Raw genomic sequence first — 16,288 nt, 5'->3', positions numbered from 1 at the left:
GGGCGGCCATGGTCGTGCCCGCGCTCTTCACGCCGAAGCGGCCCCGCGAGGAGGCCGCCGGTGAAGAGGCGCGGGCGGAACCGGAGCCCAGCCGCAGCTGACCGGGAGCAGTCGTCAGAGGGCCGCCGCGACGGTCCCGGCCGCCGAGGCCGGGACCGTCGTCGCGTGCCGGGCGGCCTCGGCCACGGCCATGACGTACTCCCCGTAGCCGGACTTGCGCAGCAGCCAGCCCAGCCGGTGGCACTGGTCGGCGTCGATGAAGCCCATCTGGAGGGCGATCTCCTCGATGCAGGCGACGCGCAGCCCCTGACGCCGCTCGATGGTCTGGATGTACTGGGACGCCTCCAGCAGCGAGTCGTGCGTGCCGGTGTCCAGCCACGCGAAGCCCCGGCCGAGGTCGACGAGCGAGGCCTTGCCGCGGGCGAGGTACTCGAGGTTGACGTCCGTGATCTCGAGCTCGCCGCGCGCGGAGGGGCGCAGGTTCCGGGCGATGTCCACCACGTCGTTGTCGTAGAAGTACAGGCCCGTGATGGCCCGGTTGGACTTCGGGCTGGCCGGCTTCTCCTCGATGGACACGAGCCTGCCCCGGACGTCGGTCTCACCCACCCCGTACCGCTCCGGGTCACGCACCGGGTAGCCGAACAGGAGGGCGCCCTCCGTGTGGGGGACGTGGCGGCGCAGCAGCTTGGCGAAGCCGGGGCCGTGGAAGACGTTGTCACCGAGCACGAGGGCGACGGAGTCACCGCCGATGTGCTCGGCGCCGATGACGAACGCCTCGGCGAGGCCGCGGGGTTCGGGCTGTTCGGCGTACGACAGGTTCAGACCCAGCGCGCTGCCGTCGCCGAGTACGCGGCGGAACTGCGGCAGGTCCACCGGCGAGCTGATGATGAGGATGTCCCGGACACCGGCGAGCATCAGCACGGACAGCGGGTAGTAGATCATCGGCTTGTCGTAGACCGGGAGCAGCTGTTTCGAGATTCCCAGGGTGAGCGGGTGCAGCCGGGTGCCGTTCCCGCCGGCCAGGATGATTCCCTTCACGGAAAGTCTCACCTCATGTTGTCGTCGGCTCGTGCGCAGGGGGCCGGAGCATTGGCTTCGAGCCTGTGGCCGACCGGTCGAGGGAGCCTCGAAGCACACACGCGGGAGGGGGCGGCCGCCATGGCCGCCCCCTCCGACGACGGGGTGTCGCGAACCGCTCAGTCGACCGTCAGGACGACCTTGCCGCGGCCGTGGCCGCTCTCCACGTCCCGGTGGGCCTCCGCGGCCCTGGCGAGCGGATACGCCTCACGGATGTGGATGTTCACCTTGCCCTGCACGTACAGGTCGACGAGCTTGGCGAGCCGTTCGGCCGACCGGGCACCCGCCACGGGCGGCAGGCCCAGCTCCTGCGCGGTCTCGTCGGCGATCATCGTGACGACGCGGTTCCTGTCCTTGGCCACCTCGACGGAAGCCCGCACGGCGTCGGGCCCCGCCGCGTCCACGGCCGCGTCCACGCCTTCCGGAGCGATGGCCCGGACCCGCTCCGCGAGACCTTCTCCGTAGGTCACGGGGATGGCGCCCAGAGCGCGCAGGTGGTCGTGGTTGCGCTCGCTGGCGGTCCCGATGACCCGGGCCGCGCCCCAGGCGAAGGCGAGCTGCACGGCGAACGTGCCGAACCCGCCCGCGGCCGCGTTGACCAGCACCGTGTCACCGGGGTTCACGCCCGCCGTGGACAGGGCCATGTGCGCTCCCTGGCCGTTCCCGGAGAATCCGGCCGCGACCTCCCAGGGCATGCCCGCGGGCTTGCGCACGATCTGGTCCGCCGGGACGACCAGGTACTCCGCGTACGCGCCCAGGACGCTGTAGCCGAGCACCTCGTCGCCCTCCGCGAAGGCCGTCACGCCCTCGCCGGTCTGGTCGATCGTGCCGGCGAACTCGTTGCCGAGGACCATCGGGAACTCCCGCTTGATGAACGGCGGGGTCCAGCCGCCGCGCACCCGGACGTCGAAGGGCAGCACCCCGGCGGCCCTGACGCGCACGCGTACTTCGCCCGGTCCGGCCTGTACGTCCTTGACCGTGGTCTCCCGCAGCACCTCGGGGGTGCCGAACTCGGACAGAGCGGCTGCTCGCATCACGGGTCCTTTCAGTAGATCTTCATGTGGATCAGTTCGCATCCTGCTCGAGACGGTGCTTGACCGCGTCAAATATCAGCCGGACCTTCGAACTCAGCTCGTTCTGCACGAACGGCCTGGCGGCCGCGACACCGGTGCCCTCGCCGAGCACGGCGGCGACCCCGGACTCCTTGATGACGACCGTCTGCACGGAGCGGACCACGGTGGCACCGTCCCGCGCCGACAGGAGCCACTGGACGTGGTGGGAGGCGCCCAGCGGGGGCAGCAGCAGCTGCTTGTACGCGATCTTCGCGCCGGGCAGCCCGACACGGGCGGCCCTGGTGGTGAAGATCCCGCCGTGGCGCTCGATCGTGTCCACCTCCAGGACGTGGGTGTGCCCCTCGCCCCCGCCGAAGACGTCGGCGCGCGCCACGTGCTCCATGTACGAGGGCCACTCCGCGGCCTCGTAGAGGGCGGAGAACACCGCTGCGACGGGCGCCGCGACGGTGACCTCGTCCTCCACGGTGACCAGCGCCTCCGGCTGGAGCGAGGCCAGCTCCGCGGCCTCGCGCACCGCGGCCACCTCGGAGGCGGCGATCTCCTCGACCTGGGCGCGCACGCCCTCCGCCGCGGCGGGGTCCTTGAGGCGGTACTCGTGCTCCAGGCGCACCGTCGACCCACCGTCCGCCGTGGGCTCGACCACCCAGGAGCGGCGCATCGACTCCAGCGCCGGCGGGAGGGATTCCGGCTGGAACTCGACGCGCAGGGCGTCCTGGTCGATGCGACGCAGGGCCACCCAGTGCTCGATGGTGCCGTCGTAGTGCCCCCACATGCCGATCCGGTCGGACCCGCCCTCGGACCCGCCCTCGGGGCCGAGGTTCTCCAGGTGGACGAAGGACGCGAAGACCCGGGGCCAGTTGTCCTCGTCCGCGAGCAGCCGGTGGACGTCCTCGGCGGACGCCCGCACCGGCGCCTCGTGCACGTGCCGGTGCGTTGGTGTCTGTCCCATGTGCTCCTCTTCCGTGGTGGCCGGTCAGCCGTGCCAGCGCGCAGCGCGCAGGACGCCCGTGCTCGTGGTCAGGGAGCCGACGGCGGTGCCCGCGTCGTTCACGGCGTAGGCCTCCGTCGCGCCCGACGGCCACGCCACACCGAGGTCGGTGACCGTGCCGTTCTCGCTCCAGGTCACGGCGTGGTAGACACCGCCCGGCGAGTACGAGAAGCCGGAGGCGACCCCGAAGTTGTTGATGCCGTAGACGGCGGTCCCGGTGTGACCGGGCAGCGGGGACAGCGGCACGGCCTGCCCCTGCTGGTTCCAGCGCACCGCGTGGTACGGGCCGTCGTAGAACTTGCCGGCCTTGAACGAGTTGCCGACCGTGACGCCGAAGTCGTTGATCCAGCTGGCCTGGCTCGAGTCGTCACCCGGCAGGATGCCGCCGAGCGGGACGGTGGTGCCGTCGGGGTTCCAGCGGACCGCGTTCTGGAACCCGTTCTGGAGGGAGTAGCCGACCGTGACGCCGGCGTTGTTGATGGAACCGGCGGAGCTGGCGGTGCCGCCGGGCAGCGGGGCCAGGTGGACGGCCTTGCCGTCGGATCCCCAACGCTGCGCCTTGTAGACGTTGTCCGCCGCGGCCGAGAACCCGACCGCGGTCCCGGCGTTGTTGAGCGAGTAGGCGCGGCTCTTGACGGCGCCGGGTATGCCCTGGAGCTGGACGGGCGCGGAGTTGGGGCGCCACACGACGGCGTGCTCGGACTTGTCGGCGCCCACCGAGCGGCCGGCGATCGTCCCGGAGGCGTTGACGACGAACGCCGTGCCGTTGACGTCCCCGGGCAGCGTGCCCAGGTCGGTGACGGTGCCGTTCGGCGACCAGCGGACCGGGCGGGTGACGCCCTGGGCGTTGGCGGAGTAGCCGACCGTGACGCCCCAGGGGTTGATCCCGTACGCCAGGCTCGAGGTGTGCCCGGGCAGCGTGCCGAGATCGGTGACGGTGATCGCCGCCTGCGCGGGAAGCGCGGCGGCCGTCACCAGGGCGGCCGTGCCGAGCGCGATGCCGGTTCCACGGGCGGCGCGGGCCAGCAGGCTGAGTCTCATGTCCGGTGTTTCCTTCCAGTGGTGCGGGATGTGGCTGTGCTGAAGGGGGCCCGAGCCCGCGGGGCGGGCGGTTCCCCGGATTTCGTCAGGCCTTGCCGGCCAGTTCGACCAGGCGCGCGACCATCACGTCGGGGCCGGGCTGGGCGGCGAGGTGCTCGGCGACGGCCGTCGCGGTCTTGCGCAGCTGCTCGTCGCTGATGAGGGTCCGCAGCACGTCGACGTTGATCTGCTCCGGCTGCAGGTTGAAGCCGATGCCCGCCGTCTCGACGATGCCGGCGTTGATCCAGTTGTCGGAGCCGTACGGCATCGCGAGCTGCGGGACCCCGGCGTGGGCGGACGCCAGGGTGGTGCCCGCGCCGCCGTGGTGGATGATGCCGTCGAGGGTGGGCAGCAGCCAGCTGAGCGGCGTCCAGCCGACCGGTCGCACGTTGCCGGGCAGGGGGCCGAGCGGCTCGAGGTCCACCTTGTCGCCGAGCGCCAGGACGACCTCGGCGTCCAGTCCCTCGACGGCGTTCAGCACGCTGCCCAGGCTGCCCACGCCCGCCACGCCGGGCACGATGGTGCCCAGGGTCACGACCAGGCGCGGCCGCTCCTTGGGGGCCGCCAGCCAGTCGGGGAGCACGCCGCCGCCGTGGTGCGGGACGAAGCGCATGCTCCAGCCCTCGCCCTCGCCGCGCATGAACTCCTGCGGGGCGAAGTGGATCGGCTGCACGGTGGGCAGCTCCACCGGGACGCCGAGCCGCTCGAAGGTGCGCGCCAGGTGCGGCAGCAGACGCTCCGGGAGGTTCCCCTCGCGCAGGAAGCTGTAGCCGTTCTCGACGGCGGGGATGCCGAGCGCGCGGGCGGTGATCAGGGCGGTGCCCTGCAGGCGGGAGTAGACGACCAGGTCGGGCCGCCAGGTACGGGCGAACTCCAGGGTCCGGTCGGCCATCAGATCGTTGATCTCGCTGAACTTCTCGAGGATGAAGTCCGGAGTCTCCTCGGACGCGGTCATCTCCTCGCCCCGCGCGCGCATGGCCGCGACGCGCTCCTCGGGCGTTCCCTTCTTGGGGAAGATCTTCGAGAAGTCGGCCTCGGGAGCCACGTCGTACGCCATGAGCCCGGCACCCACCGCGGCCTGGACGGAGACGCCGGTGGTGGCCACGGCCACCTCGTGACCCGCCGTGCGCAGGGCCCATGCCAGCCCGAGAGCGGGGTAGATGTGGTCGAGACCCGGAGAGACGTTGAAAAGAACACGCATGTGTGACCCCTCGATTCAGCCGATGCTTCTGCGCGGCCACGATGGCGGGCCCGGCTCAACTCGGACTCGAGAGGCACGTTGGAGCCTCGGCGCCAAGAGCGCGCGCGAGAGAGGAAGAGTGCGGATGAGCGGGAGCACGATCGCCCCGGACACCTACGTGCCGGCGGAGCTGTACGCCGAGGTGCAGCAGTTCTACGCCTGGCAGATGAACCTTCTGGAGGGCACGGACGCCGACCCGGACGCATGGGCGGAGACCTTCACCGAGGACGCGGTCTTCGAGTCCGCGGGCGAGCCGGAGCCGCAGCGGGGCCGCGAGACGCTGCGCGCCACCGTGCGCGCGGGAGTGGCGCACATCGCCGCGCAGGGGCTCGATTTCCGGCACTGGTTCGGCATGGTCGGTGTCGAGCAGAGGGCTGACGGCACCCTCCGCACCCGCTACTACGCGCTGGCGATGGCCACCGCGCCGGGCGGTCCGCTGGCGGTGCGCGGTTCGCTGCTCTGCCATGACGAACTCGTGCGCGGCGACGACGGGCGGCTGCTCGTACGGCGGCGCAGCCTGGAGGCGGACGGACGCGAACGCTGACGTCCTCGCGCGCACGCGGGGCGCCGGCGGCGTGGTGCCGCCGGGGGCCCGGCGTGGGTGCGGATGCGGAACGTGGACCTCGTGGGCCTCAGATGCGCTGCACGAGGAGTTCCGTGACGGCCTTGAGGTCGTCGGGGGTGAGGTGGGCGGTGAGCGCGTCCGCGATGGTCTCCGGGGACTGGGTGGAGATCGTGATGCGGGCGGCCGGGGCGGCCGGGGCGGGCGGGGTGGCCGGGGCGGGCGTCGGGCGGCTGCGCTGGCGCGGCGGAGCGGCGGCGTTGACGGCTTCCGCGGCGGCGACCGACTGTTCCTCCTGGGGGAGGCGGCCGATGCGGCGGGCCGGCTCGACCTTCAGCTCGCCCGTCTCCACCTTCTCCTGGAGGTCGGGCGTCAGGTTGAGGAGGGTCAGGCGCTGGGAGACCCAGGCCGGCGTCTTGCCGATCCGCTTGGCCACCTGGGCCTGGGAGCCGTGGACGTCGACCAGTTCCTGGAGGGCGCGGGCCTGGTCCATGGGGGCCACGTCGACCCGGTGGACGTTGGCGATGAGCGCCGATTCGAGGATGTCGGCGGCCGAGGCCGACAGGGCGTCGTTGACGTGGATGTGCATCGTCTTGAGCCCGGCCAGCTGGGCGGCCGCGAGGCGGCGGTTGCCGTCGATGACCACGTACGGGGCGCGGCCCAGGCCGTCGGTCTGGCCCGGGTGGGCCTCCATGAAGGCCAGCCGGGTCGCGACCGCGAGGGGCTGGAGCTGGCCGCGTACGGAAAGGGACTGGGCCAGCTCCTCGAGGTCGGTGAGGTCCTCGCGGAGGTTGAACGGGTTGTGGGCCAGGGCCTCGATGGGAACCTCGGAGGGCGGGACGACGCCGGAGGTGGGGGCGCCCGTGGCCTCGGCGATGGCGGCGCGGCGGGAGCTGACGCCGACGGGCTGGGCCCGTGCGAAGGACGCCGATACGCCGAGCTTGTCTGCCTTGCTGCTCATGAGATCTCCCGGGCGAGGGCGCGCAGGGCGACTGCCTGGTCGCCGTTGGGGGCGTAGACGAAGAGGGGCTGCTTGAGGCGGACGGACTCGCGCTGTTCCTTGAGGTCGGGGACGATCGCCACGACCCGGGGATCCTTTATGTCCATCCACGCCTGGAGGGACGAGGTCGCGATGTAGCCGCGGCGGCCGTCGTAGAGGTTCACGACGAGGCCGAGGTAGTCGATGTCGAGGCTGAGGTCGTCCCGCAGGTCGTTGATCTGGGAGGTGAGGAGGTCGTAGGCGTCCGCCGAGGAGTCCTCCGCCTGTACGACGATCAGCGCGCCGGAGGCGCCCGGCTGTTCGGTGTCGCGCCGGCGGCCGTAGTAGATCGCCGCGTCCATGCTCAGCCCGAGGCTGGGCGGGCAGTCGATGAGGATGACGTCGTAGTCGGACTCGACGGGGGCGAGGGCGCGTTCGAGGGCGGCCTCGCGGGCGCGGACGGTGGAGAGGCGGACGTCGAGGAGGAAGGCGTCCGTGCAGGCGGGCAGGAGGTGGAGGCGGTCGCCGAACCGGTCGTGTTCGATGGGGGCGATGAGGTCCTGGAGGGGGCCCTTGGCCTCGCCGGCCATGTGGCAGGTGAGGCTGTCGCCGCCGATGGGCAGCGGCTGCTGGCCGAGCTGCTTGGTGAGGTGGCCCTGCGGGTCGAAGTCGACGAGCAGGACGCGCATGCCCAGGCCCGGGAGGTCTTCGAGGTCCAGGGCGGAGGCGGCCGGGTGCCCGGCGTCCGCTTCCTCGGCGGCGGTGCGGCGGGCCAGTTGGCGGGCGACGCGCACCGGGTGGAGGCTGGCCGGGTCCTCGGCGAGGGCCTCGGCGGTGCCGGCGGTGACGGCCGTCTTGCCGACGCCGCCCTTCTGGTTGCACACGACGATGCGGCGGACGACGGACGGCCGCTTCACGGTGGGGGCCGGGTTCAGCTCCAGCCAGAGGTGCACCGCCTGGGCGAGACCCTGGATGAGGGAGACGCCGCGGTCCTTGGAGTCGGTGCGGAAGGACTCCCACTGGCCGGCGGGCAGCCAGGTGGAGAACGACTCGGCGCCGGAGGTGTCGACGGGGGAGGGGGCGGAGGCGAGGGCGCTCCAGTGCGCGATGCCCTGGTGGACGGCGTCCTGGATGTCGACCCGCAGTTGGGCGGTGCGGATCTTCAACTCCTGGCGGAGCCACGGGGGGAGCTTGGAGACGACCTTCTCTCGGTCGTTCTGGGACGAGGGCGAAGTCATGAGAGGGACTTTACTAACGTTCTTGGGTGCGCGTGGGCGCCACGCTTGGGTTTTGCTAACGAAATGGGTAACGGGGCGCCCGGATGCGCGACAGGAAGTCGTCAGCCGACCGGTACGGGCGCCTGCGGGGCGGGCAGGCCGAGTTCGGCGCGGCAGGCGGCGGAGCCGGAGGGGTCGAAGAGGGGGACGCGGGGGGCGGGCACGATGCCCGGCAGGAGGTAGCTCCACAGGTCGACGACCCGGGCGTGCAGGTCCTCGCGGCCGGCACGGACGTGCGAGGTCACCTGGACGCCGGTGAAGGAGCCGACGAGGAAGGTGGAGAGGTCCCGCACGTCGAGCGAGGGCAGGACGTCGCCGCGTTCCTGGGCCGGTACCAGACAGCTGCGACAGGTCTCGATCCAGGCGTTGTACGGGGACGGGTCCGGGCTGGTGAACGAGCCGAACTCGATGACCAGGCGGATGCCGGCACGGATGCGGACGTTGGTGCGCAGCCCGAACGCCATCTGGTGGGTGAGGTCGATGACCGTCTGGAGGCCCGGGTCCGCCAGGGCAGGGACGTCCTTGGACACCTGGAACTGCTCGTCGATCAGGGTGCGGGCGAGGGCTTCCTTGGAGGGGAAGTGGAAGTAGAGGGCGCCCTTGGTGACTCCGGCGTGTTTGACGACGTCGCTGAGACTGGTGCCGCCGAAGCCGGCGCGGTCGAAGGCGACGGCCGCGCCGTCGAGGATCGCCTGCCGGGTGATCTCGGCCCGTTCCTGCCTGACCCTCGCCACGTGTGCTCCTGATTGTCGGTTACGTCCGCTGTGGGGAAGATCAATCTAGTGGGGGCAGGCGAAAGAAAACCAGTCGACCAGTACTTTTAGGGCACTTGGGGGTGTGGGTTCGTTAGTAGTTGGGGTGGTTTGGGTGGTTGTTTTTCGCTGAGGGGGCGGGGGAGGGGCGTTAACGCCGTTAACGGGGGCCGGGGAGGCGGGGCAGGGGGAGGGTGGCGGTGGTGCGGCCCTGTTTCAGGAGCCAGGCCAGGGCGCGGGGTTGGTTCAGGAGGGCGTTGCGCAGGCGCAGGCCGAGGGGGGTGGCGGGGGCGAGGAAGGGGCCGGTGCGGTTGCCGCCCCGCTGGCAGGCCCGGGCGTAGGGGCGGACGAGGGACTCGTAGCGGCGGAAGGCGGTCCGGGGGTCCTGTGGGGTGCGGGCCAGTTCTGCCGCCAGGACGTACGCGGCGACGACGGCGGTGCCGGTGCCCATGCCGCCGATCGTCGCACCGCAGGCGGCGTCCCCCAGGAGGGCGGTCCGGCCGGTGGACCAGCTGCCGACGTCGGCCCGGCTGATCGAGTCGAACCAGAGGTCGTCGGCGGCCGCGAGGGAGTCGAGGAGCGGGCCCACCCGCCAGGGCAGGCCCGCGAAGGCGCGCGTGAGGAGCGCCTTGTGGGCGGCCGGGTCGTTCCGGTCGTACGACAGCTCGGGCGAGGCGAAGAGGAAGAAGGCGCCGGCCCGGCCGGGGGTGGCGGCTGGGGCGGCGACGGAGGCGAGGCGGCCCGGGGCGTTGAAGCCCACCGAGCCGGGGCGGGTGGGGTGCGGGTCGCCCGGCAGGCTCCAGGTGGCGGCGTAGTGGCCGAGGTGGGAGACGTACCGCTCCTCGGGGCCGAAGGCCAGCCGGCGGACGGTGGAGTGCAGGCCGTCGGCGCCGATGACGATGTCGAAGGTGCGGGGCGGGGCGTGCCGGAAGGTGACGTCCACGCCGGCCGGGGTCTCGGTGAGGGAGGTGACCGTGTCGCCGAAGAGGTACTCGGTGCAGGCGCGGGAGGACGCGTGGAGGATGCGGGAGAGGTCGCCGCGCAGGACCTCCACGTCGCCGCCCGCGAAGGCGGCGGGGAGGTGGAGGAGTTCCCGGTCGTCGGCGTCCACGAAGGTCATCGGGGTGCCGCCGGTCTGGACGCGGCGGAGCTCGTCGAGGATCCCCATGCGGTCGAGGACGTGGAGGTGGGTCTCGCCGCGGAAGTCGACGGCCCGGCCTCCGGGGCGCGGGGCCGGGGCGATCTCGACCACGGTGGGGTGGAAGCCGTGGCGGCCGAGCCAGTGGGCGAGGGCGGGGCCGGCGATGCTCGCGCCGGAGATCAGGACGGTGGTGAGGGGCGCCATGGTGGTCGGTCCTTCGGGGGTGTGGGGCGAGGGGGTGGGGGAGCTTTATTGCGTCCGGTGGATGCTGTTTGTTTTGTGTACGGTAGACGCGGTTTTGGTGCGAGGGCAAGGGGTTCCGGTGGCGGACGGGCAGTGGGCTGCGGCGGTGCGGTTGTTGTGGGGGCCGCCGGTGACGCCGGCGCGGGGGCCGCGGCGGGGGTTGACCCTGGAGCAGATCGCGTCGGCCGGAGTCGGGATCGCCGACGGCGAGGGGCTCGGCGGGGTGTCGATGCAGCGGGTGGCCGGGGAGCTGGGGGTCACCAAGATGGCGCTCTACCGGTACGTGCCGGGGAAGGCGGAGGTCGTCGCGCTGATGGTGGAGGCCGCCATGCCGGACCCGGCCGGGGAGCTGGACGCGGCGCTGGCGGTGGCCGGGGACGGCTGGCGGGAGCGGCTGGGGGTGTGGGCGCGGGAGCTGCTGACCGGGTTCCGGGCGCATCCGTGGCTGCTGGACGCGACGGTGGGGGCGCGGGCGGTGGGGCCGCGGGAAGTCGGGTGGCTGGAGCGGGCGCTGGCCGCGCTGGAGGGGTGCGGGCTGACCGGGGCCGAGGCGATGGACGCCGTGGTGCTGGTGGCCGGACACGTGCGGGGGATCGCCGAGCAGGAACGGGCGACGGCCGGCGCCGGTGGACCGGACGCGGAACTGGGGGCCGTGCTGGCGCAGGTGGTGGGGGCGCGGGGCGAGGACTATCCGGCGCTCGCCGGAGCACTGGCCTCCGTCGCCGCGCACGGGGGGCAGGACCAGGCCCTGGAGTTCGGGCTGGAGCGGATCCTCGACGGCGTCGGGCTGTTCGTGGAGCGGCGGGCGACCTCCTGAAGTCGGACGCCCTCTGGTTCTGGGAGGAGGGGCCCGGGGCAGGACAGGGCCGTGGCGGGTGGTGTGCTGGGCGCCGTGGCGGTGGTCGTGCTCGCGTGCGGGGCGGGCGGGGTGCTGGCCCGCAGGGTCGGTCAGCCGGCGGTGGTCGGGGAGATCGCCGTGGGGATCCTGCTGGGACCCACCTTCCTGGGGTGGCTGTGGCCCCCGGGCCGGCGGTGGCTGCTGCCGGATGAGGTGCTGCCGCACCTGGCGGAGCTGGGGAACCTCGGGCTCGTCGTCTTCATGTTCCTGGTGGGGCTGGAGCTCGACGTGGGAATGCTGCGGGGGTTGCGGCGGGCCGTGGTGGTGGTGAGTCAGGCGAGCGTGTGGGTACCGCTGGGGCTCGGGGGGCTGCTGGCGCTCGGGCTGTACGGGACCTTCGCGCCGGAGGGCGTGGGGCGGGCGGAGTTCGTGTTGTTCGTGGCGGTGGCGCTGAGCGTCACCGCCTTTCCCGTCCTGGCGCGGATCCTCACCGAACAGGGGCTGTACGGGACGCCCGTGGGGGCGCTGGCGATGGCCTGCGCGGCGGTCGTGGACGTGGTCGCCTGGTGCCTGCTGGCGGTGGTGGTGGCCGTCGCCGGGGGCGGTGGGGCGGGGGCCGGGCTGTGGCGGGCGGCCCTGGCCGGGGTGTTCGTCGCCGGGATGTGGTGGGGGGTGCGGCCGCTGCTGGCCCGGGGGGCCGGACGGTGGGGGGTGCGGGAGCGGGGCGGCGGGGTGGTGGTGCTGTTCGGCGGGGCCTGCCTGGCCGCGTACGCGACGGAGGCGCTGGGGGTGCACGCGCTGTTCGGGGCGTTCGTCTTCGGTGCGGTGGTGCCGCGCGGGGTGGAGGCGGTGGAGTCGGCGGCGCGTCGGATGCGGGAGTTCGCGGTGCCGGTGCTGCTGCCGCTGTTCTTCGTGGGGAGCGGGCTGCGGACCGACGTGGGGGCGCTGCGGGGCGGCGGCGCCTGGTGGTGGGCGGCGGCCGTGCTGGGGGTGGCCGTCGTGGCGAAGTGGGGCGCGGCCGCGGTGGCGGCGCTGGTGGCGGGGGTGCGGCGCAGGGACGCGGTGCTGCTGGGGGCGCTGATGAACTGCCGGGGGGTGACGGAGCTGGTGGTGCTGAACGTGGGGCTCGGGCTCGGGGTGATCGGGGTGGAGCTGTTCACCGTCCTGGTGCTGATGGCCCTGGTGACGACGGCCGCCACGGGGCCGGTGGTGCGGGCGCTGGCGGTGCGGGGCGGGCGTTAACGGCGTTAACGCCGGGGGCGCGGGGCCGGCGCTGTGCGCGGGGGCCGGTGGTGTCCGCGGCGTCAACGGTGGGGGCGGCTCCGTCGGGAGTCCGGTCCGGCTCCGGTGCGGGAGCCGACTGTGGCCCAGGATCTCGTACCCCTGGATGTGGGGCGACCCGCGGATGCGGCGATTGCGGTGTGGAGCCCCTCATGGTCAAGCAGGAGCGTGCGGCACGCACGCGGGAATCTCTCGTGCTCGCCGCGGCGGAGGTGTTCGCCGCGGAGGGCTTCGCCGCGGCGTCGATCGCCGCGATCAGCGAGCGCGCCGGAGTGACCTCCGGCGCGGTGCAGTTCCACTTCGACGGCAAGCCCGCCCTCGCCCACGCCGTGGAGGCCCGGGCCGCGCGGGCGCTGCGACGGATCGCGGAAGCGGAAGGCGAACCCGATCGGGCCGGCGCCCCCCTGAGAGCGCTCGTCGACGCGACGTACGCGCTGCAGGAACTGGTGGCGGCGGACGTCGTCGTGCGGGCCGGGTTCGCGCTGGGCGCCGACGCGGCCCACCAGAGCCAGGTGGACCTGCGCGGGCAGTGCCGTCTGTGGGCGGAGCAACTGATGACCACCGCCGGCCGGGCCGGGCTCCTCGCCGAGGGAGTGGCCCCGCAGGACGCGGCACGGGTGGTGGTGGGCTTCACGGCCGGGCTGAAGGGGTTGGGGGCCGTGGAACCGGAGTGGACCCCCCGTCAGGCGCTGGCCCGGATCTGGACGGTGGTGCTGCCGGGCATCGCGCCGCACGGCACGGCGACCACGGGGCAAGAAACAGACTGAATGGTTTGATTTTAGGGCCCTGATGGGTGTTATATGACCCCTGTTGCGAGGCGGCTGAAGAGCCCCAAACTGGCACGGGTGAGTAGGTTGCTCACGAAAGCCCAGGTCGGAGTGGGTTTCTGGAGGGCGCCGAGATTCCGCCAGGAAGAAGACTGTCGGGGTGACGGTGCATTGACAAACCGTCCGTCCTGTTTTCTACTGGCTCTTGCGACCTCATCCAAAGGACAGGGGAGTACGACGTGGACATCGATGTACTGGGCGCACTCGCCGTGCGGGAGAACGGGATCTCCATCACGCCCACCGCCCCCAAGCCCCGGCAGGTCCTGGCGCTCCTGGCCCTCCACGCCGATCAGGTCGTGCCGGTGTCGGCACTGATCGAGGAGCTGTGGGGGTCCGTGCCGCCGCGCAGCGCGCGCACCACCCTGCAGACGTACGTGCTCCAGCTGCGCGCGCTCATCGCGACCGCCCTGGAGGGCAACGGTGACGAGGAGCGCACCGCGAAGGACGTCCTCGTGACGCTGCCCGGCGGCTACCTGCTCAACAGCGACCGCGGCACCAGTGACGTCCGCGAGTTCGACCGGCTGGCCGGGATGGGTTACCGCGCGATGGACGCGGGCGACTACCCCCTCGCCGCGCAGCGGCTGCGCGAGGCGCTCGCCCTGTGGTCGGGGCCCGCCTTCGCCGACGTGCAGGGCGGGGTGCAGCTGGACATGGAGACGCGCCGCCTGGAGGAGACCCGGCTGTGCGCGCTGGACCAGCGCATCGAGGCTGACCTGAAGCTGGGCCGCCACCGCGAGCTGCTGGCGGAGCTGACGGTCCTGGTGAGCCGGTACCGCACCCACGAGAACCTGCACGGGCAGTTCATGCTCGCCCTGCACCGCTCGGGCCGGCGCGGGGAGGCGCTCGACGTGTTCCAGCGGCTGCGCGCCACGCTCGTGCGGGACCTCGGGCTGGAGCCGTCCACCGCGCTGCGCAGACTCCAGCGGTCGATCCTGATGGCGGGTCCGGAGGGCGTGGGCAAGCCGGCGGTGGCGGCCGGGGCGGGCACCGGGACGGCCGTGCGGGCCGAGCGGCTCGTACGGGCCTGACCCGCGCGCGGCCGGCGTCGGCGCGGGCCGGCCGGCGGTAGGTGCAGGGACGGAGCGGGGCGAAGGGAGACGGAGCGGTGCAGGAGAGGTCGGAGCGGACCCGCAGGCGGTTGGTCTTCGCCGGGGCCGAGTTGTTCCACCGCAACGGGTACGCCAACGCCACACTCGGTGAGATCGCGGGTGCGGCGGGGGTCACGAAGGGGGCGTTGTACTTCCACTTCGCCTCGAAGGACGAGCTGGCGGACGCGGTGCAGCAGCGCGGCTGCGGCCTGCTGCACGAGGCGGTGCGCGGGCTGCGGGAGGGCGGAGCCTCGCCCTTGCAGGCGCTGATCGACACGACGCACTGGCTGGCGCGGACGCTGCACGAGGATCCGGCGATCCCGGCGAGCTTCCGGATCACCAAGGAGTGCGCCGGGCACCAGCCGGCCTCGGTCGACTTCCACGGGGCGTGGCTGTCGGTGGTGTGCGAGCTGCTGCGGATGGCGCGGGACGTGGGAGAACTGCCGCTGGACCGGCCGGCCGTCGGGGTGCCCGACGGTGCGGAGGACGCCGGTTCGGCCGTGGACCGGTGGGAGAGCGCCGAGGCGCTGGTGGCGGCGGCCGTCTGCGGGATCGAGGTGCTGGCCGGGACGGGATTGTCGTACGAGGAGCTCCAGCGGAAGGTGGCGGCCCTGTGGGGGCTGCTGCTGCCGAGCCTGGTGGGTGCGGAGCGGGTGCGGGAGTACCGCATCGCTGCCGATACCGCTGCCGCTCGGGAGCCGGGCGGGGAGCGGACGTACGAGTTCCTCGGGAGTGCGGTCTAGCGGTGCCGTGGCCGGGCGTACTTCCGTGGCCCGGTACCGCCCGGCGGTGGCCGGGGGAGCGGGCATCGTGGTCCGGTCCGACCGGGGGCACGGCTCCCGGCGGTGGCCGGGGAAGGCGCCCGGGGCCCGCTCGGGCGGGTGGCGGCGGGTCGCCCTCGGCGTGGCCGGGGGAGCGGGTGTCGGCAGGAACGGGCGGCCGGTGCGGGAAGCGGCCGACCGGGGTTTTCGGCTCATCGAGGTGCATCGACGAACTGCGGAGGGGGAGACCATGAGGATCCGGATTCTGGGACCGTTCAGTGCCGAGGTCGACGGGGAGTCGATCATGCCGTCGGCGGGCAAGCCGCGGCAGATCCTGGCCCTGCTCGCGCTGCATCCCGGGCGCGTGGTGCCGGTGCCCACGCTCATGGAGGAGATCTGGGGCCAGGACCTGCCCAACAGCGCCCTGACCACCCTGCAGACGTACATCCTCCAGCTCCGCCGCAGGCTGGGCACGGCCATGGGGCCGGGCCGGCCGGGGGTCGCCAAGGACGTCCTCACGACCCGGCACGGCGGCTACCTGCTCCAGGTGCCGCCGGAGGCCGTCGACGTCCACGCGTACGAGGACCTCGTCGCGCGGGGCCTCGCCGCCTTCGAGGGCGGCGACGACGAGGGTGCCGCCGCCCGGCTGCGGGCGGGGCTCGCGCAGTGGCAGGGGCCCGCGCTCGTCGACGTACGGGTGGGACCGGTGCTCGCGATCGAGGTCATGCGGCTGGAGGAGAGCCGGCTGGTCGCGGTGGAGCGGCGGATCGACGTCGACCTGCGGCTCGGGCGGCACACCGAACTCCTCGCCGAACTGACCGAGCTGACGGCGCGCCACGCGCAGCACGAGGGGCTGCACTCCCAGCTGATGGTGGCGCTCTACCGGTCCGGGCGGCAGGGCGCCGCGCTGGACGCGTACCGGAGGCTGCGCGGCCGGCTCATCGGCGAGCTCGGGATCGAGCCGTCGCCCCAGCTGCAGCGGCTGCACCAGGCGATGCTGAGGGTCGACCCCGCCCTCGACGTCGTGGCCGGACCCCGGAGGGGCTCCACGTTCGACCTCTACGCCGCCTGATCTCCCTCG

16 protein-coding genes are annotated in these 16,288 nt (G+C 73.1%); 7 read left to right on the top strand and 9 right to left on the bottom strand.

Annotated features, from left to right (window positions below; all coding sequences use genetic code 11):
• Nucleotides 1-114 precede the first annotated feature (114 nt).
• The 5 genes from rfbA to D1J60_RS37040 all read right to left on the bottom strand — a co-directional run bounded on the left by rfbA (nt 115) and on the right by D1J60_RS37040 (nt 5,419).
• A complete protein-coding gene (gene rfbA / locus D1J60_RS37060; RefSeq protein ID WP_125824870.1) occupies nt 115-1,038 on the bottom strand; it encodes a glucose-1-phosphate thymidylyltransferase RfbA in 924 nt (307 codons plus the stop codon).
• Nucleotides 1,039-1,196: 158 nt separating this feature from the next.
• The gene (locus D1J60_RS37055) at nt 1,197-2,111 is read right to left on the bottom strand and encodes an NADP-dependent oxidoreductase (protein ID WP_125824869.1); all 915 of its coding nucleotides are present in this window, start codon (nt 2,109-2,111) and stop codon (nt 1,197-1,199) included.
• A 31-nt stretch (nt 2,112-2,142) separates the two neighbouring features.
• On the bottom strand, nt 2,143-3,099 hold the full coding sequence (locus tag D1J60_RS37050; protein WP_125824868.1) for an SRPBCC family protein: 957 nt from the start codon (nt 3,097-3,099) through the stop codon (nt 2,143-2,145).
• Between the two features lie 24 nt (nt 3,100-3,123).
• Nucleotides 3,124-4,179, bottom strand: coding sequence for a hypothetical protein (locus D1J60_RS37045; RefSeq protein WP_125599318.1), 1,056 nt, complete (start codon nt 4,177-4,179; stop codon nt 3,124-3,126).
• An 85-nt stretch (nt 4,180-4,264) separates the two neighbouring features.
• Nucleotides 4,265-5,419: a nucleotide disphospho-sugar-binding domain-containing protein gene (locus D1J60_RS37040; protein ID WP_125599315.1), complete on the bottom strand. Its 1,155-nt coding sequence runs from the start codon at nt 5,417-5,419 to the stop codon at nt 4,265-4,267.
• Nucleotides 5,420-5,543: 124 nt separating this feature from the next.
• Between D1J60_RS37040 and D1J60_RS37035 the strand changes: the two genes are divergently transcribed.
• Nucleotides 5,544-6,002, top strand: coding sequence for a nuclear transport factor 2 family protein (locus tag D1J60_RS37035; protein ID WP_125599312.1), 459 nt, complete (start codon nt 5,544-5,546; stop codon nt 6,000-6,002).
• An 88-nt stretch (nt 6,003-6,090) separates the two neighbouring features.
• Here D1J60_RS37035 and D1J60_RS37030 read toward each other — a convergent pair whose 3' ends face one another.
• The 4 genes from D1J60_RS37030 to D1J60_RS37015 all read right to left on the bottom strand — a co-directional run bounded on the left by D1J60_RS37030 (nt 6,091) and on the right by D1J60_RS37015 (nt 10,373).
• Nucleotides 6,091-6,981, bottom strand: coding sequence for a ParB/RepB/Spo0J family partition protein (locus tag D1J60_RS37030; protein ID WP_125824867.1), 891 nt, complete (start codon nt 6,979-6,981; stop codon nt 6,091-6,093).
• Complete coding sequence (locus D1J60_RS37025) at nt 6,978-8,237, bottom strand: ParA family protein (RefSeq protein WP_125599303.1); 1,260 nt, start codon at nt 8,235-8,237, stop codon at nt 6,978-6,980. Before D1J60_RS37025 ends, D1J60_RS37030 begins: the two co-directional genes overlap by 4 nt.
• Nucleotides 8,238-8,338: 101 nt before the next feature.
• Nucleotides 8,339-9,010, bottom strand: a complete 672-nt coding sequence (locus D1J60_RS37020; RefSeq protein ID WP_241253736.1) for a ScbR family autoregulator-binding transcription factor — start codon at nt 9,008-9,010, stop codon at nt 8,339-8,341.
• Nucleotides 9,011-9,188: 178 nt separating this feature from the next.
• Nucleotides 9,189-10,373: an FAD-dependent monooxygenase gene (locus D1J60_RS37015; protein WP_125824866.1), complete on the bottom strand. Its 1,185-nt coding sequence runs from the start codon at nt 10,371-10,373 to the stop codon at nt 9,189-9,191.
• A gap of 118 nt (nt 10,374-10,491) precedes the next feature.
• On the opposite strand from D1J60_RS37015, the gene D1J60_RS37010 reads away from it, so the two are divergent.
• The 6 genes from D1J60_RS37010 to D1J60_RS36985 all read left to right on the top strand — a co-directional run bounded on the left by D1J60_RS37010 (nt 10,492) and on the right by D1J60_RS36985 (nt 16,279).
• Complete coding sequence (locus tag D1J60_RS37010) at nt 10,492-11,229, top strand: TetR/AcrR family transcriptional regulator C-terminal domain-containing protein (RefSeq protein WP_241253735.1); 738 nt, start codon at nt 10,492-10,494, stop codon at nt 11,227-11,229.
• Between the two features lie 51 nt (nt 11,230-11,280).
• On the top strand, nt 11,281-12,492 hold the full coding sequence (locus D1J60_RS37005; protein WP_125824865.1) for a cation:proton antiporter: 1,212 nt from the start codon (nt 11,281-11,283) through the stop codon (nt 12,490-12,492).
• 191 nt (nt 12,493-12,683) lie between these two features.
• A complete protein-coding gene (locus D1J60_RS37000; protein ID WP_125824864.1) occupies nt 12,684-13,298 on the top strand; it encodes a ScbR family autoregulator-binding transcription factor in 615 nt (204 codons plus the stop codon).
• A 239-nt stretch (nt 13,299-13,537) separates the two neighbouring features.
• Nucleotides 13,538-14,386 carry an AfsR/SARP family transcriptional regulator gene (locus D1J60_RS36995; RefSeq protein WP_125595213.1) on the top strand — a complete coding sequence of 283 codons (849 nt, stop codon included), beginning with the start codon at nt 13,538-13,540 and terminating at the stop codon, nt 14,384-14,386.
• A 77-nt stretch (nt 14,387-14,463) separates the two neighbouring features.
• Complete coding sequence (locus tag D1J60_RS38560) at nt 14,464-15,189, top strand: ScbR family autoregulator-binding transcription factor (protein ID WP_241253734.1); 726 nt, start codon at nt 14,464-14,466, stop codon at nt 15,187-15,189.
• A gap of 268 nt (nt 15,190-15,457) precedes the next feature.
• Entirely contained in the window at nt 15,458-16,279 is an 822-nt protein-coding gene (locus D1J60_RS36985; RefSeq protein WP_125595215.1) for an AfsR/SARP family transcriptional regulator, read from the top strand.
• Nucleotides 16,280-16,288: the final 9 nt, after the last annotated feature.

Source organism: Streptomyces sp. W1SF4, from assembly GCF_003950035.1.
GTDB classification, from domain to species: Bacteria; Actinomycetota; Actinomycetes; order Streptomycetales; family Streptomycetaceae; genus Streptomyces; species Streptomyces racemochromogenes.
This window is presented reverse-complemented; position numbering and strand designations above follow the sequence as displayed.

What these genes read in the sequence shown, in the direction of transcription:
- D1J60_RS37055 (WP_125824869.1), bottom strand. Translation starts at nt 2,111, where the DNA reads ATGCGAGCAGCCGCTCTGTCCGAGTTCGGCACCCCCGAGGTGCTGCGG.
- D1J60_RS37050 (WP_125824868.1), bottom strand. Translation starts at nt 3,099, where the DNA reads ATGGGACAGACACCAACGCACCGGCACGTGCACGAGGCGCCGGTGCGG.
- D1J60_RS37045 (WP_125599318.1), bottom strand. Translation starts at nt 4,179, where the DNA reads ATGAGACTCAGCCTGCTGGCCCGCGCCGCCCGTGGAACCGGCATCGCG.
- D1J60_RS37040 (WP_125599315.1), bottom strand. Translation starts at nt 5,419, where the DNA reads ATGCGTGTTCTTTTCAACGTCTCTCCGGGTCTCGACCACATCTACCCC.
- D1J60_RS37035 (WP_125599312.1), top strand. Translation starts at nt 5,544, where the DNA reads ATGAGCGGGAGCACGATCGCCCCGGACACCTACGTGCCGGCGGAGCTG.
- D1J60_RS37030 (WP_125824867.1), bottom strand. Translation starts at nt 6,981, where the DNA reads ATGAGCAGCAAGGCAGACAAGCTCGGCGTATCGGCGTCCTTCGCACGG.
- D1J60_RS37025 (WP_125599303.1), bottom strand. Translation starts at nt 8,237, where the DNA reads ATGACTTCGCCCTCGTCCCAGAACGACCGAGAGAAGGTCGTCTCCAAG.
- D1J60_RS37015 (WP_125824866.1), bottom strand. Translation starts at nt 10,373, where the DNA reads ATGGCGCCCCTCACCACCGTCCTGATCTCCGGCGCGAGCATCGCCGGC.
- D1J60_RS37000 (WP_125824864.1), top strand. Translation starts at nt 12,684, where the DNA reads ATGGTCAAGCAGGAGCGTGCGGCACGCACGCGGGAATCTCTCGTGCTC.
- D1J60_RS36985 (WP_125595215.1), top strand. Translation starts at nt 15,458, where the DNA reads ATGAGGATCCGGATTCTGGGACCGTTCAGTGCCGAGGTCGACGGGGAG.